Below are 24,646 nucleotides of genomic sequence, written 5' to 3' on the forward strand. Positions count from 1 at the left end.
GTTCAAACTTTTCTTTTGCCATGACGAAACCTATAAGTTTTGTGTATCTAGATTACATATAAAAATAATCCACGACGAATGTGGACTAGAATTATTCAGTCTATTATAAATATTTTTTCGACAATTCAAAGGAAGTATTTGAGAAGATTCTTCGGAGACTGGTGCTGATAGGCAGATTTGAACTGCCGACCTCACCCTTACCAAGGGTGCGCTCTACCAACTGAGCTATATCAGCACGCCAGACGAACTGGAGCGGGCAGCGGGAATCGAACCCGCATCATCAGCTTGGAAGGCTGAGGTAATAGCCATTATACGATGCCCGCTTTAGGAACCTGTTCTTAACTACCTCTAACCGTCAAGAATAAAGTGGTGGAGGGAGCTGGATTCGAACCAGCGAAGGCAGAGCCGTCAGATTTACAGTCTGATCCCTTTGGCCGCTCGGGAACCCCTCCACGTAAAAATTCTTTCCTAAAGCATCCTATAAAATAGGGTAAAAAGATGGTGCCGACTATCCGAGTCGAACGGATGACCTACTGATTACAAGTCAGTTGCTCTACCAACTGAGCTAAGTCGGCACTGCTTTAGTACGGGGCGAGATATTAGAGCAACCGCTGACTTGATGCAACAGGAATATGCAAAAAAGTTTAAATTTATTGTTCAAGTGCTCACATTTAAGCCAAAACCATGACATTTTTAGAATTATTGTGGGTTTTTCCACCAAACCAAGAGCCCTTTGAATACTAACAGGTCATCAAAAACAGCAAGATCCACATGCTGCTTTATCAATTTTCCATAACCCCCGGTGCATAAAACCAACGCAGACTTGTTATCTAATTGCAGCTTTGCGCTCTGAACTAAGCCAATCGTTGCCGCTAATGCTCCATTTTTAACTGCCTCTGGTGTATTTTTCGCAAATTCAGCTAAAAAAGGCGTGTTATCATCACAAAAAACGCGTTCTGCTCGGGCGGTGATACTTGTAGTCATCAAATCGAGACCAGGTACAATCCAACCACCTAGATGCTGTCCCTGTGCGGTAACGACATCTACAGTGGTCGCAGTACCTGAGTCAATTACAATTACATCTTGTGTTGGATAAAGCGCATGAGCTGCAAGTACAGTCAGCCAGCGATCAATTCCCAAGTTCTGAAATGCAGGGTATGCACAGGTAACACCAGCCCGTGCTGAAGATACATAAGCCTGCTCTAGCGGAATTGCAAACTCAGCAGCTCGGCTATTAATTGCTTGTAAATTTGTTCCTTTACCTACCTGTGAACAAATAATGGATGTTATTTTATGCCATTCAATATCATTCTCTTTTACTACGCGAATGTTGTCTTCATCAGCAACCGCATATTTTACAGCGGTGTTTCCCACATCAATTAGCAGTTTCACGATGTCACCTTTCTTAGCGAAACTTCGCCACCATAAAAAGCTTTTAATTCACCATCTTGTCTCAACAGTATTCCGCCCTGTGCGTCAATACCTTCGCAAATACCGCACCACTGTCTTTGACCTGTACTTAGTGTTACAAGCTCACCTTTGAAAGCATTTAACCTGTTCCACTGGGAAACCATTTCCTTAAGTCCTGACTCTTTATACTGCACGAGGCGCTCAGATAAAGAATGAGTTAGCTGCACCGCAAGCTGATTTTTATCAATTGAGCCTATGTGTGTTTGCAGATCTGTCCACGCTTGATCAATATGCTTAGATGCTGATTCTGGCATACAGATATTCAGTCCTATTCCTATTACCAAATGACAAGGACCTTCAACTTGCCCTTCAAGTTCTACCAAGATACCCGCTAGTTTGTGTTGGTTTAGATAAATGTCATTTGGCCATTTTAGTTCGACATTAATCCCATACAATACCTTCAATGCGTCATAAACAGCTAAGCCAACAGCAATAGATAATCCCATTGCCGCTTGCATACCAGCATCAAACATCCAGTAGTAGCTATAATAAAGGTTTGCACCAAATGGTGATTGCCATGTTCGACCTCTGCGCCCTCTTCCGGCTTGCTGCATTTCAGCTACCAACACATGACCAGAAGCCATATTAAGGTCACTTTGTAGACGTCGCATTAATTCGCTATTGGTAGAATCAACAATCGCATGATACTCAATGGGGCAATCCGTATGAAACTGTTGCTGCCAAAGGCTATTTAACTTATTTTGATTGATCAGTGGCAAACTGTAATTGAGTTTATACCCCCGACCATTAACCCGAAAGATGTCCACTCCCATGTCTTGCAGTGCTGTAATATGTTTGGCGATAGCTGCACGACTGATCCCAAGCTGCTCACCTAACTCCTGTCCAGAGATAAATGTGCCTTGATTTAGTGCCGCTAAAATTGTTTGCTTTTTATGATCAGATGTTTTCATGACATTCCACACTTTGCAACTGACACTCCCCCTGCTTTGCGATAAGTCGCACTTCATGTTCCAGCTTTACCGCAAACTTTTGCCAAACGGTTCTTTGAATGTGGCTAACTAGCTGCTTCAGATCCGCCCCACTACTGCCACCTTCATGTACCAATACTAGCGCTTGCTGCTCGTATACACGGATAGTGCCACGCTGGCATCCTTTGAGGCCGGCCTTGTCAATCAACCAGCCAGCTGCGAGCTTTACATTATTTTCATCTACTTTAAATACAGGCATGTCTGGAAACATAGATTGCAATTGCACAGCAAACGCCTTATCAACAATCGGGTTTTTAAAAAAGCTCCCAGCATTAGCAAGCTTATAAGGATCGGGAAGCTTACTGTTTCGTATTGCAATTACTGCATCACACACATCTTTTGCAGTTGTAGCACCACTGAGGTTTTGCAAAGGGCCATAACTTAACTTTGGCTGCCAACATATGGGCAATGCAAACGTGACTTCGGTAATAATAAACTTGTCTTTTAAACGATGCTTAAACACCGAATCTCGATAGCCAAATTGACACTCCGTACTGCTCAGTGTCGTAAAGTGTCCTTGAGTGATGTCAAAGCCCTTAACCGCAGTGATATAGTGTGATACTTCGACACCATAGGCGCCGATATTTTGTACCGGTGCAGCACCAACCGTGCCGGGGATCAAAGCAAGATTTTCTAGGCCGCCAATACCTTGTTCGAGTAGCGTTAATACCAATTGGTGCCAATTCTCACCAGCAGCCGCACGAATTAAGTAGTGGTCATCCCGAGCCTCAATATTGACACCTGAGGTCGCAAGCTTAATCACCACACCAGCATAATCTTCAAGAAAAATCGTATTACTGCCTTCTCCAAGTAAAAAGAAAGCTTGGTCATAGTTGAGCTGAACGAGCTCCTTTGGGTCTTCAATAACAATAAGTGATTCACAACCTGATGGTAGTGAAAATGTGTGATAAGACTGCAAACTAATCACTGCAGCACCTTGTTGATATAAACTAAACTGACGCTAGTGTAGCGCATTGCCCTGACTTGCGCATTAATGTCATCTTGCCCAGCATTTTACGTTACCTATCGGCTTATGCTGTTTAAATAGTAAGAAATTAGTTATGTTAGCCATTCTAATTGGGAATATTATTTTATAAGAGCAGCATTATGACTAAACTTTCTGCACTGACACTCAGTCTTGCCATGGCTGGCCTTGTCCACACTGCTAATGTAAATGCAGCTGTTGACGAGCACACTTATGCCAATCTTAACGACGTCATCACCACTCACCTGCATTTAGACCTCGATGTTGATTTTGATGATAAGCAACTAGAGGGGTTTGTTGAACATACACTAGACTGGCAAAACAGTCAGGCTACAACGTTAGTACTCGATACACGCGATCTCGAAATCGACAAAGTGATGTATCAAGGCAAAAGTGGCAACTGGCATACCGCCAAGTTTGATCTCGCCAAGCGCGATGATGTGAAAGGTGCAAAGTTAACTATTCACTTTAAAGAGCAAGCTAAGAAAGCGCGTATTTACTACAACAGTTTGCCTGTTGCATCTGGCTTGCAGTGGTTAACACCGCAGCAAACCGCAAGTAAGTCTCACCCATTTATGTATAGCCAGTCTCAAGCTATTCATGCTCGTAGTTGGATCCCCGTGCAAGATACGCCAGCAATGCGCGTCACTTATTCAGCTCGAGTGCAAACACCTAAAGATGTACGCGCGGTAATGAGTGCAGATAATACTGGCGCATTTATCAAAGATGGCGATTATTGGTTTGATATGCCGCAAGCAATACCACCCTATTTGATCGCTATTGGTGCAGGTAATCTTGAATATAAAGAAATGTCACACCAAACTGCAATTTTTGCAGAGCCACAAATTCTTGATGCCTCGGTCGCAGAATTTAACGATACGCAAGCGATGATCGACAAAACCAATGCCATGTACGGTGAATACGCTTGGGGTAGATATGACCTGCTCATGTTGCCACCTAGCTTCCCATTTGGTGGTATGGAAAATCCGCGCCTATCATTTATCACACCAACCGTTGTGGCCGGCGACAAAAGCTTAGTAAACCTAATCGCACACGAGTTAGCACATTCTTGGTCTGGCAACTTAGTCACCAATGCGACATGGGAGGACTTATGGCTAAACGAAGGGTTCACCTCTTACGTTGAAAACCGCATTATGGAAGAAGTGTTTGGTCGTGACCGTGCGGTGATGGAGCAGGCGCTGGATACGGCGAGCCTACGCGCTCAACTAAAAACCATCGCGGCTCCTGATACACGCATGAATTTGGAGCTTAATGGTCGCGATCCTGACGATGCGTTTAGCTCAGTACCTTACACAAAAGGGCAACTATTCCTTATCTATCTTGAGGAAAAGTTTGGTCGTGACAGGTTCGACAAGTTTGTTAAAACCTACTTTAACACCTTCTCTTTTAAATCTCTGACTACCGATGAGTTTGTTGCTTACTTAGACAAAAACTTGCTACAGCAATATCCTGGTATCGTGAGCTTAGAAAAAGCCAAAGAATGGATCTATGAGCCAGGTTTACCAAGCGACGCCCCAAATCCTACTTCTGATGCTTTCGAAAAAGTGGATGCGCTCACTCAAGCTTGGCTAAAAGATGAAAAAACACTTGCAGACCTACCAACCGATGCTTGGACGGTACATGAATGGCTGCACTTTATTAATAACTTACCAAGAGATCTTGCCATCGAACGCATGGAAGCATTGGACAAAGCATTTCAGCTAACACAATCGACCAATGCAGAACGCGCGTTTGCGTGGTACATGCTAGCAGTAGGTAACGGCTATCAGGCTATTTACCCAGATCTTGAAAAGCATCTGGTAAGTATCGGTCGTCGCAAGCTTATCGTGAATTTATACAAATCACTCATTAACAATGGCAAGCGTGACTGGGCTTATCGTGTCTACCAGCAAGCACGACCTGGGTACCACCCACTTGCTCAGGGCACTATCGACGCTTTATTTAAGTAACACCCATACTTCCAATACAGGCAGTCTCCTTCTATATGACTGCCTTTCTTTTAAATCAATAAGTTAACCACCACATAATCGTTCTTTGCGCCGCCTTGCTATTGTTCATTTTTTAACACAAAGCTTATTGCTATCAAAATTCAATTGAGTTAACGTATTGAAACCAATACAGGTACAAGGTTAAGGAAATGACAATGCAATTAAAAAAGAAAAAGTTAAAAAACATCCTCACATTGCAGTTAAAACAGGTTTATGGCGGTAGCGGTACCGTAGGTGATGGTGATCAACCATCCAGAGTGAAAGTACACAACCCTGACTCACACCTAAACCCTTTTGGTTCTACTGGTGATGGCGATCAGCCAAGTCGCTAATCACACCATATTTTGTCTGTTCATATATTTATATAAAAAGGAAAACAATATGAAATTAAAGAAGAGAAACATCCTCAACCTTAAGCCAACAATGCTCAAGCAAGTTTCTGGTGGTGGCAATGGCGGTGATGGTGCTCAACCTAGAGCTCAGTATGTCCAGATGACGATTAAACCACAAGGTGGTGGTTCCGATGGCGCTCAACCTACTGTGAGTAAATAACTGAGAAAACCAATCACTGATGTTTTATACCAATTATCTTTATTAACTGGTCTATGCTGAAGTGAGAAAAACTTTCCTTGCCTCTGGATTTAGAGACAAGGAAAGTTTTATAAACCTAAAGTTAGCTCGCCTACACTGACTGTGATTGGTCTAACTTATTTGTGGTACTGACGACTAAACTCGTGTACAGCATTAATAAACACGCCCGCGTTTTCTGGGTCAACATCAGGTGTAATGCCATGGCCTAGGTTAAATACGTGACCGTTACCTTCACCAAAGCCCGCTAGAATATGCTGCACCTCTTCACGAATACGGTCGTGTGTTCCATGTAGCATTGACGGATCCATATTGCCTTGTAACGCGACTTTGTCACCGACACGACGCTTCGCATCAGCAATATCAATTGTCCAATCAAGACCAACCGCGTCACAGCCTGTCGCTGCAATAGCTTCAATCCATTGACCGCCGTTCTTCGTAAATAATGTCACAGGTACTTTCCGACCGTCATTTTCACGAATAAGACCGTCTACAATCTTGTGCATATATTGTAGTGAGAACTCTTTGTAATCACGTGGGCTTAGCACCCCACCCCAAGAGTCGAAAATCATTAGCGATTGCGCACCAGCTTTCACTTGGGCATTAAGGTAGTCAATAACTGAGTCAGCGACTTTATCCAGTAGTAGGTGTAATGTTTGTGGCTCAGCAAAGGCCATTTTCTTAATCTTACCAAAGGTTTTACTGCTACCACCTTCGATCATATACGTCGCTAGCGTCCAAGGAGACCCTGAGAAACCAATAAGTGGTACCTCACCTTTAAGCTCACGACGAATTGTGCTCACCGCATTCATTACATAGCCAAGCTCGTCTGTTGGGTCTAATTTAGGTAGCTTTTTAACATCATCTAGTGATTGGATTGGACGCTCAAATTTAGGACCTTCGCCAGTTTCAAAGTAAAGCCCTAGTCCCATTGCATCTGGAATTGTCAAAATATCGCTGAACAAAATTGCCGCATCCAGTGGATAACGACGAAGTGGCTGGAGCGTTACTTCACAAGCTAACTCTGCATTCTTACAAAGGCTCATGAAATCACCAGCTTGTGCTCTTGTCGCACGATACTCTGGCAGATAACGACCAGCTTGACGCATCATCCATACTGGTGTGACGTCAACTGGTTGTTTTAATAGCGCTCGTAAATAACGATCGTTTTTTAATTCGCTCATAGCGTCTCAGTTCCAATACTAAAAATCAATTATGCCGATTGTATCACTAAGTACACATGGGCACTATCTAAACTATCCCCAAGAATCTGGGTCTATGATCTAGATTAAGGCATACTTTATTAGGAACAAATTCATGTGCTTAACAAATTAATCTATAAACATACAATTAAACTGATTGCAACACGATTAAAAGATTGGTATAAAAATATGGCGTTACAAAAATAACAACAAAACACCTTCACTATAAAAATAACAATATTACGCAACAAGCTAAACTGCTATTTTGAACCACCAAAGAATTCCTTTGGTGGTTTTTTATTTTTATCTCCATGAATTTGTTAACATTCCCTATTATTACACCAATAATCTTTTGATCTTTTTCGGCTTTTTCAGAAAAAATTGGTTGACCTTTTGTGCGCTTTCCCTTTCCATAGAGGTAGGTAACCCGCTAAAGGAGAGTCACTATGCTTTCGCAGTTAGAACAAGCCCAACAAAAATGGGGAGGTAGCCATAGTGTAATTGATGCATGGTTAGCAGAGCGTCAGGAACTATTGGTTTTATATTATAAAGTCGCAGGATGCTCACCAACACGAAATGGTAAAGCACTGCCAGAGCAGGTTGATATTCAATCATTCTGCCAAATTTTAATGGATTACCTCTCAGCTGGTCACTTTGAGATTTATGACAACATCGTCGAAGCTTGTCAGGAGAAAGGACCTGAAAGTGCCAAGCTTGCACAGTCGCTGTATCCAAGGATCACAGAAACAACTGACACAGCGCTTGATTTCAACGATAAATACGCAGAGATAAATCAAGAAACTCATGATCTTGCAGAGTTTGATAATGACTTGTCTGTATTAGGTGAGACATTAGAGCTACGCTTCCAATTGGAAGACGAGCTAATTGATAATCTTTATTCTAATCATACTGAATAATTAAAGTGCGGGTGTCCTAACAACAAAAAAGGTGAGCCATAGAGTACTCACCTTTTTTGATTGTACGTATTGATCTTTAGAGATTAATACGTACCTCTATTACTCCGCTGCTTTCTCTTCAGCTTCGCCTTCGATATCTAACAATTCAACTTCAAATACCAATGTTGAATTAGCAGGGATCTTACCAAGGTCACGCGTGCCATAGGCAAGCTCTGAAGGAATAGTAAATTTATACTTTGAACCTACAGTCATTAGCTGAAGACCTTCAGTCCAACCAGCAATAACTTGATTTAAACGGAAGCTTGCAGGTTCATTACGTGCATACGAGCTATCAAATTCAGAACCATCTAGCAAAGTACCTTTATAATGTACTTTAACCATGTCTGTTGCAACTGGCTTTGCACCTTCACCTTCACTTAACACTTCATACTGAAGACCAGACTCAGTAACGCTTACGCCTTCTTTCTTCGCGTTTTCAGCTAGGTACTTTTCACCTTCTGCTTTATTCTTTTCAGCGTCAGCTTCAGCTTTTGCAGCTTGCTTTTCACGAACTGAAGAATCAAGTGCAGTAAGTACTTCACGGATCTTTGCTTCGTCTAACTTTGCTTCACCAGCTAATGCGTCTTTAAAACCACGCATTAATAACTCTTGGTCAAGCTCAACGCCTAACTCTTTTTTATCTGCTAGATCTTTTTGTAAAAAGTTACCTACAGAAGCACCTATTCCGTACGCTTGCTGTTGTAATTCAGTGTCCAGCTTTACTTCAACTGGTTTTTGTTCTTCTGCTTGTTTGTTACATGCTACCAGTGCTAATACTGAAGCGGCAACGAGTGACAGTTTAATTGTCTGTTTCATTCTACACTCTCCGACATTTCCTACTACCAAGGCTGATGCTCACACAACAGAGCTTGATATTCGGTGTCATTGTTAATTTTATATTAATAAGAAAAGGTGCTAGCCACATTACCATTCTATAATAAGAATGCCAATATCCATTTGCTTGCCATTATTACGTAACGACATTACGCTTTTAATACGCTAGTATCAAAATAATATCTTGTTTTTAATGCCTTTAGTTTACCTGTTGTAGACTTTGGAGTTAAGGAGGATTTACCCCATTTATGGTCAAACTCGTCAACATCAAGTGGAAAAGTCTCCTTGCTAGCTTAATTATGCTAGGCGTTAGCGCATTAGTGGGCTGTGGCCCCGATATATCAAAGTCTATTTTGACCATTGAACACGCCAGCAGAGGCGCATTTTCAGCGGCACTTTCTGCCGATGGCAACTATAGCCTAGTTTCCTCCATAGAGCATGGGGCCGTACTTTGGGATAATCAAGAGCAAGGCCTTAAATATCAATGGCGTCACTCTAATGCCAGTGATGACCTTATCCACTCACTTGCACTGGCAAATGATAACTCCACTGCCGTTACAGCCAATGATAATACCTTTGCTGTTTGGAGCCTTGAGAACGGCCAAAACCTAGGATATTTCGAGATTGAATCAGGCACCATCAGAGACATCGCAATTAGCAATGCAGGCAGATACGTGCTCTACGCTCGTAGCGATAACGTTGTTGTCCACCTCGACTTAGAAAGCGGTAGGCGTATAGAGTTCCTTGGTCATCAAGAAAATATTAACTCTATTGCCATGTCCCCAAACGGACACTTTGCGTTAACTGGAGGAAATGATTATGCAGCTTATTTTTGGGATACCAGAACAGGGCAAGTCATTCATCGCTTTAATCATCCGAGTCGAGTCACGAAAGTTGCGCTAGACGAACAAGGGCGCTTTGCGTTTACAGCTGACAGCATGAAAAAAGCCAGTATTTGGCAACTAACTTCTGGTGATCTTAAAGCACAATTACAGTATATTGCTCGCCAGAAAATTTTCAGTGCAGTACGCTTCAATCAAGACGCGTCTTTATTAGCAACTGGTTCCCCCAATCGCGAGCTGGCTTTATGGCGAGTAAGCGATGGTGAACGCATACAAACTTGGCGCGTGCAGCCACGAGAAGGAAGTCGTCCGAAGTCAGCGGTCGTGTTTGACGTTGCCTTTCAAGAAAATGACTCTGCACTGTTAACTGAAAGCTCCAGCGGCCTGCTGGAAAAATTTGCGCAGGTAGAAAAGCCATGAATGAAATCGACAATCGAATTACCGAGCTTGAGGCTAAGCTTGCCTTTCAAGAAGATACTATAGAAACATTAAACGAAGAATTGAAGGCGCACCAACAACGCCTTGCAAAAATGCAAAGGCAAATAGAATTGCTGGCTGAAAAAATGAAGGAAGGAAGAGACCCTGGATTGATGCCGCAACACCAAGAGCCGCCGCCACCGCATTACTAATGAAAGCAATGCTGACCGGAGTAATGATTACTCCGGTGTAAACACGCCAATGACTTGCTCAAATTGGCGTGTGGAGGCCTGCACCGCATCCTTTGGTTGTGTCATGATATGACCACACTCAACACATTCCACCTTTTCCACATCATGCTCTTTGTAAAGCATCATGACATCTAGCTTTTGGCATTTAGGACATGATGCCCCCGCAATAAAGCGCTTTTTCACTTTCAACTCTACACCTCTAGGAATACCGAGTTATACCAATTCACTTAATTAAGCTTTCAATCTTGAAGCGAGAAAACCTTGTCGATAACATCGTTACCGCATCCAGCTAACGCCCAATTGCCTACTCCATACAAGCTTGACAAAAATTTCTTATTTAGATGTTCCAAATAATAAATCTTAGCGCCGTTAGCGTTTCATCTACGCTTTCAAACTGAGCAAGTATCAAGACCAATTGGTACCAATTAGCCGTTATTTTATCCTAATTTTATTTGTGTTGATACGCTTGAAGTCAACGAACCGATCCGTGTTATCATGCACACAGTTTAAACAGACTTTTAGAATTATGATTCAACTCACTGATATCGAGCTACTTCGTGGTAGTAAAACACTACTCAAACAGGCAAATGCGACACTTTACCCCCAACATAAAGCTGGCCTAGTAGGCGCCAATGGGTGTGGTAAATCTTCTCTTTTTGCACTACTAAAAGGCGAGTTGCAACTCGATTCTGGTGATTTTAGCATTCCAAAAGACTGGTCTATTGCATCGGTAAAACAAGAAACTCCGGCACTGTCTATCAGCGCACTTGAATATGTATTGCAAGGGCATCCTGAATACTACGCTCTTAGAACACAACTACAACAAGCTGAACAGGATGGCGATGGTGAAGGCCAAGCAAAGGCTCACCAACAACTAGAAAATATCAAAGGCTATAGTATCGAAGCTAAAGCGGGAGAATTACTTCACGGCCTAGGTTTTAGCAATGCGCAGATTGGATTTGCCGTCAGTGACTTCTCTGGTGGGTGGCGAATGCGTTTAAACCTTGCACAAGCCTTGATCCGCGATGCCGATTTATTGCTGTTGGATGAACCTACCAACCACCTAGATTTAGATGCGGTATACTGGCTAGAGCGCTTTTTGCGTGGCTATCAAGGTACTCTGGTACTCATTTCTCATGACCGCGAGTTCTTAGACGCTGTTGTTGGTGAGATTTGGCATATTGATCAGCAAAAAATCAACGTATACAAGGGCCACTACTCTCAGTTTGAGCGCCAAAAAGCCGAACGTATGGCACAACATCAAGCGCTTTTTGAGAAGCAGCAAGAAACTATCGCGCACCTAGAAAAGTTTATTACTCGCTTTAAAGCCAAAGCCAGTAAAGCGAAACAAGCACAAAGTCGTGTAAAAGCCCTAGAACGCATGGAAATGCTTGCACCAGCTCATGCCGACTCACCCTTTAATTTTGAATTTGCAGAGCCAACTAGCTTACCGAACCCACTAATGACATTAGAGAAAGCTAAAGCAGGTTACGGTGATATTACCATTTTGCATGACATAAAGCTTAATCTAGTCCCAGGAAGTCGAATCGCCTTACTTGGCCGTAACGGCGCTGGTAAATCGACACTCATTAAGTTACTTGCTGGCGACTTAACCCCACAAGCAGGTGAAGTATTTCAGCACCAAGGACTAAATGTCGGCTATTTTGCTCAGCATCAGCTGGAGTCTCTAGACCTTGAAGCCAGTGCCGTCACTCATATCCAACGGCTAGACCCAAAAGCACCAGAACAAATCATTCGGGACTTCTTGGGTGGTTTTGCCTTTCACGGTGATAAAGCACTTGAGCCTGTTGCGCCATTTTCAGGTGGTGAAAAAGCTAGGCTGGTACTGGCAATGCTGGTCTACCAAAAACCAAACCTACTGCTACTCGATGAGCCAACCAACCACTTAGATTTAGAAATGCGACATGCGTTAGTGATGGCATTACAGGGTTTTGAAGGGGCAATGGTCACGGTTTCTCACGATCGTCATATGCTAAAAAACACTGCTGACGAATATTATCTCGTTGATAATGGTAGCGTTTCACAGTTTGGTTATGACTTAGAGGCTTATTATCAATGGCTGATGAATGCCAATAAAGAGCAAGCCAAGTCAGCCACCACAGAGGCTGAACCAAAACAGCATTCCAATGCGAATAGAAAAGAGCAAAAACGCCTTGAGGCAGAGTTTAGAAAAGCTACTCAACCTCTTAAAAAGTCGATTGAAAAGCTAGAAAAGCAGCTAGATAAGCTCACCGAACAGGCTGATGAAATTGAAACCGCACTCGCTGACAACAATTTATATACCGATGAAAATAAGGCTAAATTAAGCGAACTATTAGCAAAACAAGCTACCGTGACACCAGAACTCAATGACACCGAAGAAGCGCTACTAATGGCGCTGGAGGAGTTGGAAGAAAAGCAAAATCACTTCGATGCAACAGGAGAAATATGTTAAGTCGGCAAGACTTTTGGCTATTTTCCTGTGAATTTTATAGCCGTCCTGAAATGCAGGCGCGGCTATTGGCTTTACAGGATAATGGAAGCAAAAATATCAACTTGTGCTTGCTGCTTTGTTATCTAGATAAATTGGCACTGACAGTTGAGCCTGAAGCTGTCTCAACACTCATTGAGACGTGCAAGCACTTTGACGAAATCATACTCCAACCACAACGCCGCATTCGCAGCCTCCTTAAAGCACAACATCATCACTATGAAGACTATCAGCAACTCAGAGCTGCCATGTTGACTGCGGAGCTGGAACTGGAGAAGCGTCAGCAAGCTTTGTTGCTTGAGGTGCTGCAACACAGCCACCTTTATCCCTTACAACAAGGCAGTAATCTTAGACATTACCTCAGTGACAATGAGTACACAGCATTATTTGCTCCAGTCAATGATTGAAGCTGTGCGCTCGTAACCTATTCAGCGCGCAAAAACTGATCGAGATCAAGCCTTTCACTTAGTTTAGTTTTGCTTGGGGTTGAAACTTGATCTTGATCATATCAAGCCCCTCATGCCTCCACTACTATTTACTCATCGACAAATTAGGAGGCACAGCCATGAACGTATTCTTTAGAGACTTTTTTTCCGACCCGGTGTTGTTTCTGTCTTTTGGCTTTTTAGGAATTGTAATTTTGCTGTGCTGTTATTACGTCTATTTCTTCATCAAAAAAGTCATGGATGCTGAAGTACCTAACGAACAATAAAACAGATTTAAAAGTATTACCTAGAGACGATTGCAGAATAAGTAGTACAAAATCGGCTCTGTGTAGTTCCCCAACTATAAGAATTAAGCACGACGCACAAAGCACCTTATCAGTTTACTGGTCGGGTGCTTTTTATTTGCTTAACCCCTGTAGAAATATACGTTAAACTGCTGAAAACTTGTTTTGAAACGTGGATAAAATCCTTAATTTACCACTTATAGTCAAAAGCCAACGTACTTTCTATAAAGAATCAAGCCATGAAAACCATGACAACGAGTGACTTAACTTTCAAGCCTGCTTGGTGGATGCGCAATCGCCATGCCCAAACCATCTTGCCACGCTTTTTTAGGCCTAGATTACATGTACCAGTAAACTATGAAACGCTAGAAACGCCTGATGATGACTTTCTAGAACTAGCATGGGCCAAGCATGGAGATAGAAACGCGCCACTGGTGGTGGTTTTACATGGTCTCGAGGGAAATATAAATAGCTTTTATGCCAAGGGACTACTGAAATCACTCGTAAGCACGGGTTTCGATGCCGTTTTAATGCACTTTCGTAATTGTTCACGGGAAGCAAACCGTCAACCTAGAGCCTATCATAGTGGTGAAACTTCAGATCTTGGTTACTTTATCAGTACATTAAAAGCACGCTTTCCCAAACGCCCACTCTTTGCTGTAGGCTTTTCACTTGGTGGTAACGTGCTGGCAAAATACTTAGGTGAAAGCAAAACACACAGCGGCCTAGAAGCCGGAGTCGCAGTTTCAGCTCCTTATCATCTATCTTCTTCTTGCCAAGTGATCCGAAAGAGCTGCTTTAAGCTCTATCAAAAATATTTACTAGATCGAATGAAAAAATCCTTCTCCCGCAAACTCGATGTCATTCAATCTCAAATAAATATTGACAAAGAGGCGCTACGTAACATTAATGACCTTTGGCAGTTTGACGATAAAATAACCGCCCCATTGCATGGCTTTGCGGGCGCTGAAGATTATTATGCCCAAGCGAGTGCACAACCTTATTTAAGTGACATTACAACGCCAACTCTAATAATCCACGCAGAAGATGATCCCATGCTTTCTGCTCAAGCGGTTCCGACATTCGCACAGGTTAATTCTGCTGTGACACTCGCTGTGAGTCAGCAAGGTGGACACGTAGGGTTTATCTCGGGAAAGAACCCCCTCAAACCCCAATTTTGGTTAGAAAGTGTGATCCCACAATATTTACGTCAATTTAATTGTAAGGCTTAGTAGTATGCTCATTCCATATCAGCAAATTCCAGCTGAAACCTTAGATAATCTCATTGAACACTATGTACTACGTGAAGGTACTGATTATGGGGATATTGAGGTCAGTACCGAAAGCAAAGTTGCACAAGTAAAAGCACAGCTGCAATCAGGCGATGCACTTATCGTTTTCTCTGAGCTACACGAATCGGTAAATATTGTGAGTAAGCAGCAGTTTCAAGCCATGCAGGCCCAGGAAGATTACGAGTATCAAAGCATAGAGTAGGCGCTATAGCGCCAAACTCATCTGCTTTTTAAGCTTAACCGCTTGGCGACGAGAGATTTCAACTTCACCACCATAGGTAAGCTGTGCTTGTAAACCATAGTTAATCGTTTCTTCTAACTCTTCAATGGCGTCCAAGCGAATAATATCACTACGACTTGCGCGGAAATACTGGTTAGGATTGAGCCTACTTTCAATTTTAGATAACGAGCTGTGAAGGTAAGCTTTACCCTGAGCGGTGTAAATAGCAGCGTGATTACCAATACTCTCAAAACGTGTAATATCACCAAGCTGAATAATCTTCATTTTATCTGCGATCTTTACCATCAGTTTAAACTCATCCTCAAGAGCAGCAGACTCGCTTTGGTCGGTCAAAGCCTGAAGCTTGTCGAGTGCGGTTTGCAGTCGATTAGCCACCACTGGTTTCAATAAGTAATCAACTGCATTGAGAGAAAAAGCGTCGACAGCAAACTCGTTATACGCAGTACAAAACACTATAGGTATTTCGCCTTGCAGTTGCTGCGCCAACTCAATGCCTGTGCCGCCAGGCATTTCAATATCTAAAAATAAGGCATCTATCGTATGTAGCTCTAGTAATTGTGCCGCGTCCATAATGTTTTCGGCTTCAGCAACGACTTTCACTTGCGGGTGAGCTTTTAGCAAGCGATTCAATTCCACCCTTGCTAACGGCTCATCGTCAACCAGCATCACATTAATTGTTGTTTTTTGATTCATACGGGATCTCCAATGTGGCCTGGAAAAGCCCACCTCCATCATTGACTGTTAACTTTGCACTCTTGTTATACATCAAGGCTAAACGTGCTTGAATGTTCTTTAGCCCCTGCTGGGTGCCGGTTTGAACACGAGTGGCATCATACGGGTTAGTCATTGAGATGTGAATATTTTGCGCTTTTCTAACCACCTGAATTGCAATTTCTCCCCCTTTTGGCAGATGTGCAATACCGTGTTTCACCGCATTTTCTAACAAAGTAAACAGCGACATACTGGGGATATGAATATTGTAAAAGCTCTCTAGTCCCTGAGTTGTAACCGATAAGCGCTTACCTAGTCGCACTTGTTCTATACCAAGAAAATCCTCACATACTTTCCACTCTTCTTTTAAGGTGACCAGTGCGCGCATATCCTGCATTAAGTTGTAGCGAAATAGCTCTGAGAGCTGAGTTACCACTTCTGCGGCCTTGTCTTTATCTTGATAAATCAACGCTCGGATCGTATTCAAGGAATTGAAAAGGAAGTGAGGGTTTACCTGATTCATCAAATTGGCTAACTGTTGTTCTTGAAGTTGCTTTGCTAACACTCTCTTTTCCCGCCTTGTAACAATCCCCAAATAGCAACCTGACCAAAGCCAAAAGTAGCCGATGTAAAATATTAGTGTCGCCAAGTCACTGGTTTTTACTGTTTCCCCTCCGAGCGCCTCATCGTTGTCTTGAATTCTTAGACTAGACACTTCTTCCGTACTTTCTATTGTAACAACCTGCTTCACAAGTTTGACGCCGAGCGCAAAATGCAAAGGAGCACATATGAGTGATATCAGCATCAATGTAAGGAGGTTCGCTCTCGCTTTACCTCGATATACTGCCCAGCGTTTCGCAAAATTACGAAGTACAAAGTGACTAATTAATATAAAACTAAGTGCACCTAATATCGTGCGAAGGAATAGTAGAAATAATCTTTCATCACCGAGATCAAACATTAATATTGCAGTAAACATGTTGGTTGAGATCATTGCTAAGAACACAAAAATCTGACACTTCCAATATGTACGCATCGGTGGCCTCCTCTTTTTTATCTTTTATCTGGTTGGAGGCCATCATACTGAAAATTAATAAATAGTACCGCAAAACTTGTCTCAAAGAGGCCAACTTGTTAACCTTTTATGGAATTAAAAACGATAAAGTAAGTTAACAAATACACTCTTCTCATCACCAATTTGCTTATAACCATAACTTGGCTTGATCCCGCCCTCAGAGACCTTTTTCTCAAACGTAATAGAGTATCCAAAGTCACTTGTTAGATCGCTATTTCTGTATTCGATAGCTGGTACAATTGTAAAGTCACCTAAATAATTAAGACGCATGCCCAAGGCTGATGTATCATATTGTGTAGTTGAAGCGTGGCCAGAAAGCTCTAAGCTGTCATATAGCACACCAACTTCAGCAAATATTTGCAACGAGTCAGAAAAGGTTAAATTCAAGCCAAATTCCATTTCTTTCTGCTCAACCGTGTTCTGCTCTTTTGAAGCAATGCGGTAATCTACCCGAAAATACGCAGTCGCAGTATCTACATAGCTGGACTTTGTTGGCGTAATATCAATGGCCTTACGGTAATTAAGTCCCACACCAAAGTCAGCCACTGCATTGTCTACATCTATATAGATTGCATCGATACCAAAGCCGCCCGCCATCACATTTGACGCTTCAACATTGATATTTTCCTCAAACGTGTTGGCTTGCACAGTCGCTCCAGCCAACAATAAAGCAAGTGATAACATAGCTTGTGTTTTCTTTTGTAGTGACGCTCTCATTTTTCTTTCCTTTATTTTCATTACTTGTTTTGTCTGGAAAAAATAATAACGAGATCCGCTGCACTCGAGTTGTAGATAATGACGAGCGGTAAAAGAAAGTGATAAACGTAAAATATTGAGGATGAACGTATACTTGTTACAATCAGATTTCTATAACTATAAAGGAAAGGCAATACTATGAAGCTCGGCATTGCACTTGGCGCGTTAGCGCTGGCTGTCTCTTCAGCTTATGCAACTGAATATCAGGCCTCTGAACGCGCAGTTAAGCTCGCTCACGATAACATCCTAATTGATACACACATCGACGTTCCATATCGTATTAAAAATAAGTGGGATGACGTTAGCCAAGCGACCGAAGGCGGTGACTTTGATTATCCTCGTGCGGTAAAAGGTGGTCTAAACGCGCCATTTATGTCTATTTACATTCCTGCTAATTTAGAATTTGAAGGTAAGGGAAAAAGCTATCAGCTCGCCAACCAACTGATTGATGGTATGGAAGCATTAGCACATCGCGCGCCAGACAAATTTGCAATGGCATATAATACCGATGATATATACCAACAGTTTAGCAACGGTATTATGTCTATCGCGATGGGAATGGAAAATGGCTCACCGATTGAAGGTGAGATGAAAAACCTAAAGCATTTTTATGACCGCGGTGTTCGCTACATCACGTTAGCTCACTCTCAGAGTAATCATATTTCTGACTCTTCTTATGATATTCGCCGCAAGTGGAAAGGCTTGAGCCCATTTGGCAAAGAGCTTGTTGTTGAAATGAATAAGATTGGGATGCTTATTGACGTATCACATATTTCCGATGACGCGTTTTATCAGGTAATGGAAATTTCAAAAGTGCCCGTCGTTGCTTCACACTCATCTCTTCGTAAATACACGCCGGGCTTTGAACGCAACATGGATGACGACATGCTTAAAGCCTTGGCCAAAAATGGTGGCGTTATCCAAATAAACTTTGGCTCAAGCTTTGTAACAGCAAAAGCTGGCGCTTGGTATGATAAGCGAGAAAAAGCACAAGAAGCAGCTAAAGGTAAAGACACGACTGACTTTAGAGCTGCGTTTAGAGCTAAAAATCCATTTCCGTTTGCAACCCTTGACCAAGTACTCGACCACATCGACCATGTTGTGAAGTTAATTGGTATCGAGCACGTCGGGATCGGTTCTGATTACGATGGTGTGGGAGACTCACTACCAGTTGGTCTGAAAGATGTATCTACCTACCCAAATCTTGTACAAGGCCTTTTGGATAGAGGTTACAGCGATTCTGATATCAAAAAGATTTTAGGCGGTAACACCTTGCGCGTATGGAAACAAGCTGAAGCTTACGCAAGCAAGTTTACGAGATAACCACAGCATTTATAAGGTGTGCTACTTAGCACACCTTATAAACTAACTTTAAACTTTAAACTTTAAATTGAGATAACTCTTCCACTAATTTACAAGTTACTCGCAATACATCATCGGAAATTTGGTGCGTTTCTCCAGATAGTCGTTCGCCATCCAATGTCTTCTCATTTAAGTCTGTTAGATTGCTGCTAATTTCAGTCGATACGCAGTTTTGTTGCTGTGTTGCATGAGCCGTTTGCTCTGATAGTTCCGTTACTTTTACCGCACTTTGCGCTATTAACTCTAATAACTCTGTCGCCTTAGCAAAGCTTTCCACAGCAACATCCACATACTCTTTACCATCTTCAATCGTCTTCTGTGAATCTTCAACACTATGTGAAAATGCTTCTAACATCTTTTGAATATCATTAGTACTGTCTTGTGTTCGAGTGGCTAGTGACCTTACCTCATCAGCAACAACTGCAAAACCACGACCTTGCTCGCCAGCCCTCGCCGCTTCAATAGCTGCGTTGAGTGCCAACAAATTAGTTTGCTCGGCAATTCCTCGAATAACATCAAGCACTTGAGTAATATTTTCTGAATTTTTTTGTAACGCCATAGAGCTTGCTAATGCAGCCTGCATATTATCTGCAAGCTGCATTATTTTTTGCTTTGAGTCGGTTAGAACCGTTTTACCTTGTGCAGCATAGCGGTGTGAGGATTCAGCTTCTTTGAGAGAGTTTTCAGCTACGTGTGAAACCTCTTCACTAGTATGACTTAGCTGGTGAATGGCACCTAATATAGCGTGCGAAGCATTACCAAGTGAATCAACTAAATCGTGGCTTTGAGTCGCATATTTACTTAGTTTTGATGATAGCTTGGATAATTCACTCCCGCCTGTGACTACAGCGGTCACCATGGCTTGTAAACTTGCAAGAAAATGATTGAAGTTGCGAGACAGCTTTGCAAATTCATCGTTACCTTTGGTCTCTATCCTACCTGTCAAATCACCATCACCAGAAGCGATCTCGGCGATTCTGTCTGAAACAAAATTAATTTGGTTGGCTAACTGCTTTGGGATCCAGTAGGCTATCCAACATGCAATGGAGAGTAATAGGAATGCCCCCACACCCAAGCTCCACTTGAGTTGTGTCACCTCGGAAATAACTTGTGCTCGACTAGCAGCAGACTTTGCATCAGCAAACTCTCCGGCCTCATCAAGTAACCCTCTAACTGCACTGAATAATTTCGCAGACTCTAGCCGCAATGCGCTGTCTTCGGGCGCTGTGATACTCGAAGATGTCACTCGGTACCAGTTTTGAAATTTTGTATCGAACGTAGAAAATGCGTTTAATTCGCTACGGTGAAGCTGCATAAATTGAATATACTTTTGATAGCGCTGTTTTACTTGTTGTGCGTTTTCTTCAAAGTCATCTCGTCTGTCTTCCCCTGCGAGTAACATCAAATATGCCTCTTGAGCTTGGTAGAAGTCACGGTCAGCGTTGAGTACGACAGACACAGCACGCAAGTAGTTTTCAGTTTGTACTTCAAGTGCAGATTGCACCTTACTCAATAATGTTGTTAGACCAAAAAATACAAATAGCAGCAGGATCGCCAGCATCACGGTAGGCAATGAGCTTTTAACTCTAATACTATGTAAATTCATCATCAACAGCCTTACAAAAACAGATAGTTAAAGCCTAGACTATATGGAGATTTATAGACAAATAATTCATTGTCTAGTGGCAAGATAAGAGAAGTATTACTAATACCAAATTAACCTTAGTACTTGCTCAATTTGAAGGAGTAAATCTGATGCTAACTGCGTTAAAGATTTCTTATTTAGAACAACTAAATGACCTGAGCTTCGGATGATTAAGATAATTGGTATAAGACAGGATGATGTTCATGAGTATCGATTTATCAAAAAATAACCAAGCAGAATTACAGAGGATATCTTGTATTTGATTGAGAGTAAGTTGGAGGTTTTATTGGATATGAACTGAATATGTTTAGAACATAATCTTGAACGATTAGATTCTAAAGTATTGGTTGCGGGAGCCGGATTTGAACCGACGACCTTCGGGTTATGAGCCCGACGAGCTACCAGGCTGCTCCATCCCGCGCCTGTATTTTTTAGAACTTATTATCATCGGGTACCGACGACCTTCGGCTCTTTCAGGTTTAGCGAGTCCGACGAATGATTTATCATTCTGCTCCATCCCGCGCCTGAATTTGTACTTATTTTTAAGTCTTTGTACAAGAGACTAATACAGCCAAAAAATATTGGTTGCGGGAGCCGGATTTGAACCGACGACCTTCGGGTTATGAGCCCGACGAGCTACCAGGCTGCTCCATCCCGCGCCTGTATATTTTTAGAACTTATTATCGTCGGGTACCGACGACCTTCGGCTCTTTCAGGTTTAGCGAGTCCGACGAATGATTTATCATTCTGCTCCATCCCGCGCCTGTATATTCTTTAAAAGGAATTCCTTTTGAAGAGGTCGCCATAATAATGGATTAAAATTTTATTGCAAGGGATTTAGCGCATAAAAGCTTTTAAGTGCGCAAAATTCCTACAAACATGGCGCTGACACCTAACTAGTCTACGATCCTATTATGCGGACTGATCAATTTTTGCCATTGCCAATCAGGATGCCCCATCACGATAAAATCTGGGTTTTCTGTCGTTTCTCGTTGGTTATATGTAAGCGGATTGAACTCAGAATCAGTAATGCACCCTCCCGCTTCTTCAATAATCACCTGTGATGCACCCGTGTCCCATTCACCTGTAGGCCCGACACGCAAAAAGCAATCAGCCTTACCTTCTGCAATAATGCAGGCTTTTAACGAACACGAACCCAGCGCGACCGTATCAAACTGGCTATTTAAATACTGGCTTACGGCTTCGAGCTTTTGCCTACGACTAACCGCGAGAGTGAGGGTTTCTCTAGGTGAAACGAAAATACGCTCGCTATCACCACCATCTTTACGCTTAAAAGCTCCATTGTCTTTGCTAGCATAATAGGTCACTCCTTGTGACGGCCAATAAATAACACCTAACACGGGGTGGTTATCCTCAATCAAAGCGATATTGACCGCAAAGTCTCCACTTTCAAGAATAAATTCCCCAGTTCCATCCATGGGGTCGAGTAACCAATATCGCTGCCAGTGTTGACGTTCGTGTAGAGGAGGAATGGGGGTTTCTTCTGACATGACTGGAATATCAGGCGCAATTTTAGCAAGCCCCGCCATGAGCACTTCATTGGAAGCAAGGTCTGCGGCGGTAACCGGAGTGTGATCCGACTTCTCTTTTTTACCAATATCATCTGCCTGATAAATTGACATAATAGCTTCACCAGCACGTTGTGCTAGCGTAATACAAGGCTCTAAAAACGACTGCAATTTACGCCTCCAAGTTCAAGTGTGCTTTCAGTAACAATAGTGCAGCAACACTTCTTGCTTCAGTAAAGTCCTCTTGATGTAGCAACTCCCCCAACTTGTCCAATGGCCACTTCACAACTACCAAAGGCTCAGGTTCATCACCTTCCAACTGTTCTGGATATAGCTCACTGGCGACCAGGATGTGCATCTTAGCATTGAAGTAGCTTGGAGCTAGAGAAACGACTTTGAGATCAGAAAAAGCATTTGCGCCAAAGCCAACCTCTTCTTTTAGTTCCCGGTTTCCAGCCTCAATGGGAGTTTCACCAGGGTCAATCAAACCTTTGGGAAAACCTAACTGATAGTCGTGTGTTCCTGCACAATACTCTCTTACTAATAATAGCTCATTCTCAGCTGTTATTGGCACTATCATTACCGCACCTCGGCCACCACCACGAACTCTTTCATATTCGCGCTGCTCACCATTAGAAAATGATAAAGAAAGGGCTTCTACTGTAAATAGTTTACTTTTTGCAACGACATCGCATGCTAAAATTTCAGGTGGTGTTGGGTGCTTTTTGTGTGACATAAATTATTATTTGCTATCATGACCAATAATCTAATCATAAAGCCTTTGAAGTTAAATGCCTATGCTAAATTGGTCAAATATCGATACCGTGTTGTTAGATATGGATGGCACATTGCTGGACCTCCATTTTGATAATCATTTTTTTCTCGACGTTGTGCCTAAAGCACATGCCAAACGTCAAGGACTCACGTTAGAGGCTGCCAGAGCTGATATTCTTGCACGCTATGAAGCCGTGATGGGTCAAATTGAGTGGTATTGTCTAGATTATTGGCAAGAGCAGCTCCAACTCCCCATCATGGAACTCAAACGTGAAGTGCAACATTTAATATCCGTTCGTGATGATGTACCTGAATTCTTAGACGCACTAAGAAAAAGTGGCAAACAGCTTATTTTGTTAACCAACGCACACCCAAATAGTTTAAGTCTCAAGATTGAACGCACTCAGTTTGATCAATACCTAGACAAGTTAGTGTCCACCCATGAGTACGGTGTAAGTAAAGAAAGTCAGGAGTTATGGCATCAAGTAGAGCAAGACTTAGGCTTTGATAAGTCTCGAACTTTATTTGTCGACGATAGCATTAGCGTGCTAAATGCCGCTAAAAAGTTTGGCATTGGCCACTTACTCGCGGTGGCCAATCCAGATAGTCAGCAACCAGATCGAGAGATCAAAGAATACCTCTCAGTCTCTGACTATCGCACTTTGCTACCTATCTATTAAGCAGGGTAACGGGCTTTTAAGCCATCATACACTTGTGTTTTAAAGTCTGGATGTGCGGTGTCTAGGCTTTTTACTACTTCAACTAAGTGCTCGTTATCTTCTTTGCCATTCCATACTTTAATATATGAACCATCTTTATAACCATGGTCTTGGCGGAAGAAGTTAAGGGTGTTTTTACCGACATATCCGCGGTATAGGTCATCAATAGACATCCCAATTTGCTGCATACAACCGGCAAACGCGTGCGCATCAAACTCACGCTTTGTTACTGCGGCACTTGCTAGTAGCTCAAGTGTCTCCTTGAAGTCTCCCGCCTTAATTGGCTTTGCCAGCTCTTGCTCTAGCTGCGATGCAAGTTGCTCAAATGCAGTTTCACCATCAATACGCAAAGACAAGCCAAAGTGAAAAATATCAACCAACTCTAAAATTACTTGTTCTGTATCTGGCGTTTGTTTCTTCCACCATTTCCAGCCGTAATGATCTAGCATTTCTGCACACTCAACCCAAATTGCACGGTACCATTCAAACCCTTGTTCAAACCACTGTTGGTGTACTTTGGTATTCATGGCATGTTGCATTTCTAGCATTACCACAAGCTTAGTGATGTTAGCAGACATTGTGCTCTCTCTTCATGGAAATCAATTACGGACGATATCATACCGTAGTGAAAGATTTTCGCCATAACTTAGGTCTTCTGAGTCGAATTCAATTGCAAACCTCAGGAACTTTTATGCGTCAACTTATTTTCTTTTTCACCTTGGCTTTTTCAGCTTTTCTTAGCGCTGCTGAGGTCACCAATATTGCAGCCGCCCCTGAA

At 42.4% G+C, this 24,646-nt stretch carries 26 protein-coding genes, 6 tRNA genes and 1 pseudogene; 14 read left to right on the forward strand and 19 right to left on the reverse strand.

What is annotated here, in order from left to right:
• Positions 1–159 precede the first annotated feature (159 nt).
• From D9603_RS07275 to murB, 7 genes are all read right to left on the reverse strand, one after another.
• Positions 160–235 (reverse strand) — tRNA-Thr (locus D9603_RS07275).
• Between the two features lie 13 nt (positions 236–248).
• Positions 249–323 (reverse strand) — tRNA-Gly (locus D9603_RS07280).
• Positions 324–367: 44 nt separating this feature from the next.
• Positions 368–452, reverse strand: a tRNA-Tyr gene (locus D9603_RS07285).
• A 47-nt stretch (positions 453–499) separates the two neighbouring features.
• Positions 500–575, reverse strand: a tRNA-Thr gene (locus tag D9603_RS07290).
• Positions 576–699: 124 nt separating this feature from the next.
• Complete coding sequence (locus D9603_RS07295; RefSeq protein ID WP_125254211.1) at positions 700–1,392, reverse strand: type III pantothenate kinase; 693 nt, start codon at positions 1,390–1,392, stop codon at positions 700–702.
• Positions 1,389–2,381 (reverse strand): bifunctional biotin--[acetyl-CoA-carboxylase] ligase/biotin operon repressor BirA, encoded by a 993-nt coding sequence (gene birA / locus D9603_RS07300; protein ID WP_128730817.1) that lies wholly within the window; start codon positions 2,379–2,381, stop codon positions 1,389–1,391. Before birA ends, D9603_RS07295 begins: the two co-directional genes overlap by 4 nt.
• Positions 2,368–3,387, reverse strand: coding sequence for a UDP-N-acetylmuramate dehydrogenase (gene murB / locus D9603_RS07305; protein ID WP_128730818.1), 1,020 nt, complete (start codon positions 3,385–3,387; stop codon positions 2,368–2,370). Before murB ends, birA begins: the two co-directional genes overlap by 14 nt.
• Positions 3,388–3,566: 179 nt before the next feature.
• Here murB and D9603_RS07310 point away from each other — a divergent pair, with 179 nt between their 5' ends.
• From D9603_RS07310 to D9603_RS21620, 3 genes are all read left to right on the forward strand, one after another.
• Positions 3,567–5,414, forward strand: coding sequence for a M1 family metallopeptidase (locus D9603_RS07310; RefSeq protein ID WP_128730819.1), 1,848 nt, complete (start codon positions 3,567–3,569; stop codon positions 5,412–5,414).
• Positions 5,415–5,608: 194 nt separating this feature from the next.
• Positions 5,609–5,785, forward strand: a complete 177-nt coding sequence (locus D9603_RS21615; RefSeq protein ID WP_161972728.1) for a hypothetical protein — start codon at positions 5,609–5,611, stop codon at positions 5,783–5,785.
• Positions 5,786–5,834: 49 nt separating this feature from the next.
• The gene (locus D9603_RS21620) at positions 5,835–6,005 is read left to right on the forward strand and encodes a hypothetical protein (protein WP_161972729.1); all 171 of its coding nucleotides are present in this window, start codon (positions 5,835–5,837) and stop codon (positions 6,003–6,005) included.
• A 155-nt stretch (positions 6,006–6,160) separates the two neighbouring features.
• Here the strand turns inward: D9603_RS21620 and hemE are convergent, their stop codons facing one another.
• Entirely contained in the window at positions 6,161–7,225 is a 1,065-nt protein-coding gene (hemE, locus tag D9603_RS07315) for a uroporphyrinogen decarboxylase (protein ID WP_125254215.1), read from the reverse strand.
• 464 nt (positions 7,226–7,689) lie between these two features.
• Here hemE and rsd point away from each other — a divergent pair, with 464 nt between their 5' ends.
• Positions 7,690–8,160 (forward strand): sigma D regulator, encoded by a 471-nt coding sequence (gene rsd / locus D9603_RS07320; RefSeq protein ID WP_125254216.1) that lies wholly within the window; start codon positions 7,690–7,692, stop codon positions 8,158–8,160.
• Between the two features lie 99 nt (positions 8,161–8,259).
• Here rsd and fkpA read toward each other — a convergent pair whose 3' ends face one another.
• Positions 8,260–9,015 (reverse strand): FKBP-type peptidyl-prolyl cis-trans isomerase, encoded by a 756-nt coding sequence (gene fkpA / locus D9603_RS07325; protein ID WP_125254217.1) that lies wholly within the window; start codon positions 9,013–9,015, stop codon positions 8,260–8,262.
• A gap of 266 nt (positions 9,016–9,281) precedes the next feature.
• Here fkpA and D9603_RS07330 point away from each other — a divergent pair, with 266 nt between their 5' ends.
• Complete coding sequence (locus tag D9603_RS07330) at positions 9,282–10,295, forward strand: hypothetical protein (RefSeq protein ID WP_125254218.1); 1,014 nt, start codon at positions 9,282–9,284, stop codon at positions 10,293–10,295.
• Positions 10,292–10,504, forward strand: a complete 213-nt coding sequence (locus tag D9603_RS07335) for a SlyX family protein (protein ID WP_125254219.1) — start codon at positions 10,292–10,294, stop codon at positions 10,502–10,504. Before D9603_RS07330 ends, D9603_RS07335 begins: the two co-directional genes overlap by 4 nt.
• A 27-nt stretch (positions 10,505–10,531) precedes the next feature.
• On the opposite strand, the gene D9603_RS07340 is transcribed toward D9603_RS07335, so the two are convergent.
• Complete coding sequence (locus tag D9603_RS07340; RefSeq protein WP_128730820.1) at positions 10,532–10,732, reverse strand: YheV family putative zinc ribbon protein; 201 nt, start codon at positions 10,730–10,732, stop codon at positions 10,532–10,534.
• A gap of 337 nt (positions 10,733–11,069) precedes the next feature.
• Between D9603_RS07340 and D9603_RS07345 the strand changes: the two genes are divergently transcribed.
• The 5 genes from D9603_RS07345 to D9603_RS07360 all read left to right on the forward strand — a co-directional run bounded on the left by D9603_RS07345 (position 11,070) and on the right by D9603_RS07360 (position 15,258).
• On the forward strand, positions 11,070–12,998 hold the full coding sequence (locus tag D9603_RS07345; RefSeq protein ID WP_128730821.1) for an ATP-binding cassette domain-containing protein: 1,929 nt from the start codon (positions 11,070–11,072) through the stop codon (positions 12,996–12,998).
• Positions 12,992–13,441: a TIGR02444 family protein gene (locus D9603_RS07350; RefSeq protein WP_128730822.1), complete on the forward strand. Its 450-nt coding sequence runs from the start codon at positions 12,992–12,994 to the stop codon at positions 13,439–13,441. The genes D9603_RS07345 and D9603_RS07350 overlap by 7 nt, the downstream gene beginning before the upstream one ends.
• Before the next feature lie 158 nt (positions 13,442–13,599).
• Entirely contained in the window at positions 13,600–13,746 is a 147-nt protein-coding gene (locus D9603_RS21815) for a hypothetical protein (RefSeq protein WP_010374526.1), read from the forward strand.
• Positions 13,747–14,012: 266 nt separating this feature from the next.
• Positions 14,013–14,996, forward strand: a complete 984-nt coding sequence (locus D9603_RS07355) for a hydrolase (RefSeq protein WP_170178636.1) — start codon at positions 14,013–14,015, stop codon at positions 14,994–14,996.
• Between the two features lie 4 nt (positions 14,997–15,000).
• Positions 15,001–15,258, forward strand: a complete 258-nt coding sequence (locus D9603_RS07360) for a YheU family protein (protein WP_125254224.1) — start codon at positions 15,001–15,003, stop codon at positions 15,256–15,258.
• A gap of 3 nt (positions 15,259–15,261) precedes the next feature.
• Here D9603_RS07360 and D9603_RS07365 read toward each other — a convergent pair whose 3' ends face one another.
• The 3 genes from D9603_RS07365 to D9603_RS07375 all read right to left on the reverse strand — a co-directional run bounded on the left by D9603_RS07365 (position 15,262) and on the right by D9603_RS07375 (position 17,800).
• Entirely contained in the window at positions 15,262–15,990 is a 729-nt protein-coding gene (locus tag D9603_RS07365; RefSeq protein ID WP_125254225.1) for a LytTR family DNA-binding domain-containing protein, read from the reverse strand.
• Positions 15,968–17,044 carry a histidine kinase gene (locus tag D9603_RS07370; protein WP_128730824.1) on the reverse strand — a complete coding sequence of 359 codons (1,077 nt, stop codon included), beginning with the start codon at positions 17,042–17,044 and terminating at the stop codon, positions 15,968–15,970. The genes D9603_RS07365 and D9603_RS07370 overlap by 23 nt, the downstream gene beginning before the upstream one ends.
• A 114-nt stretch (positions 17,045–17,158) precedes the next feature.
• A complete protein-coding gene (locus D9603_RS07375; RefSeq protein WP_128730825.1) occupies positions 17,159–17,800 on the reverse strand; it encodes a hypothetical protein in 642 nt (213 codons plus the stop codon).
• A 177-nt stretch (positions 17,801–17,977) separates the two neighbouring features.
• Here D9603_RS07375 and D9603_RS07380 point away from each other — a divergent pair, with 177 nt between their 5' ends.
• Positions 17,978–19,162: a dipeptidase gene (locus D9603_RS07380; RefSeq protein ID WP_128730826.1), complete on the forward strand. Its 1,185-nt coding sequence runs from the start codon at positions 17,978–17,980 to the stop codon at positions 19,160–19,162.
• 55 nt (positions 19,163–19,217) lie between these two features.
• Here the strand turns inward: D9603_RS07380 and D9603_RS07385 are convergent, their stop codons facing one another.
• The 5 genes from D9603_RS07385 to nudE all read right to left on the reverse strand — a co-directional run bounded on the left by D9603_RS07385 (position 19,218) and on the right by nudE (position 23,111).
• Positions 19,218–20,810, reverse strand: a complete 1,593-nt coding sequence (locus D9603_RS07385) for a methyl-accepting chemotaxis protein (protein WP_241651615.1) — start codon at positions 20,808–20,810, stop codon at positions 19,218–19,220.
• A 380-nt stretch (positions 20,811–21,190) separates the two neighbouring features.
• Positions 21,191–21,267 (reverse strand) — tRNA-Met (locus D9603_RS07390).
• Positions 21,268–21,428: 161 nt separating this feature from the next.
• Positions 21,429–21,505 (reverse strand) — tRNA-Met (locus D9603_RS07395).
• A gap of 237 nt (positions 21,506–21,742) precedes the next feature.
• A complete protein-coding gene (gene cysQ / locus D9603_RS07400) occupies positions 21,743–22,546 on the reverse strand; it encodes a 3'(2'),5'-bisphosphate nucleotidase CysQ (protein WP_125251378.1) in 804 nt (267 codons plus the stop codon).
• Between the two features lies 1 nt (position 22,547).
• Positions 22,548–23,111, reverse strand: coding sequence for an ADP compounds hydrolase NudE (gene nudE, locus D9603_RS07405; protein WP_125251377.1), 564 nt, complete (start codon positions 23,109–23,111; stop codon positions 22,548–22,550).
• 61 nt (positions 23,112–23,172) lie between these two features.
• On the opposite strand from nudE, the gene yrfG reads away from it, so the two are divergent.
• A complete protein-coding gene (gene yrfG / locus D9603_RS07410; RefSeq protein WP_128730827.1) occupies positions 23,173–23,829 on the forward strand; it encodes a GMP/IMP nucleotidase in 657 nt (218 codons plus the stop codon).
• On the opposite strand, the gene D9603_RS07415 is transcribed toward yrfG, so the two are convergent.
• Positions 23,826–24,446: a dUTP diphosphatase gene (locus D9603_RS07415; RefSeq protein WP_125251375.1), complete on the reverse strand. Its 621-nt coding sequence runs from the start codon at positions 24,444–24,446 to the stop codon at positions 23,826–23,828. The genes yrfG and D9603_RS07415 overlap by 4 nt on opposite strands.
• A 14-nt stretch (positions 24,447–24,460) precedes the next feature.
• Between D9603_RS07415 and D9603_RS21950 the strand changes: the two are divergent.
• Positions 24,461–24,646, forward strand: a pseudogene (locus D9603_RS21950) (hypothetical protein); the annotation flags it as partial.

This window comes from Pseudoalteromonas sp. PS5 (assembly GCF_004103255.1).
GTDB classification, from domain to species: domain Bacteria; phylum Pseudomonadota; class Gammaproteobacteria; order Enterobacterales; family Alteromonadaceae; genus Pseudoalteromonas; species Pseudoalteromonas peptidolytica.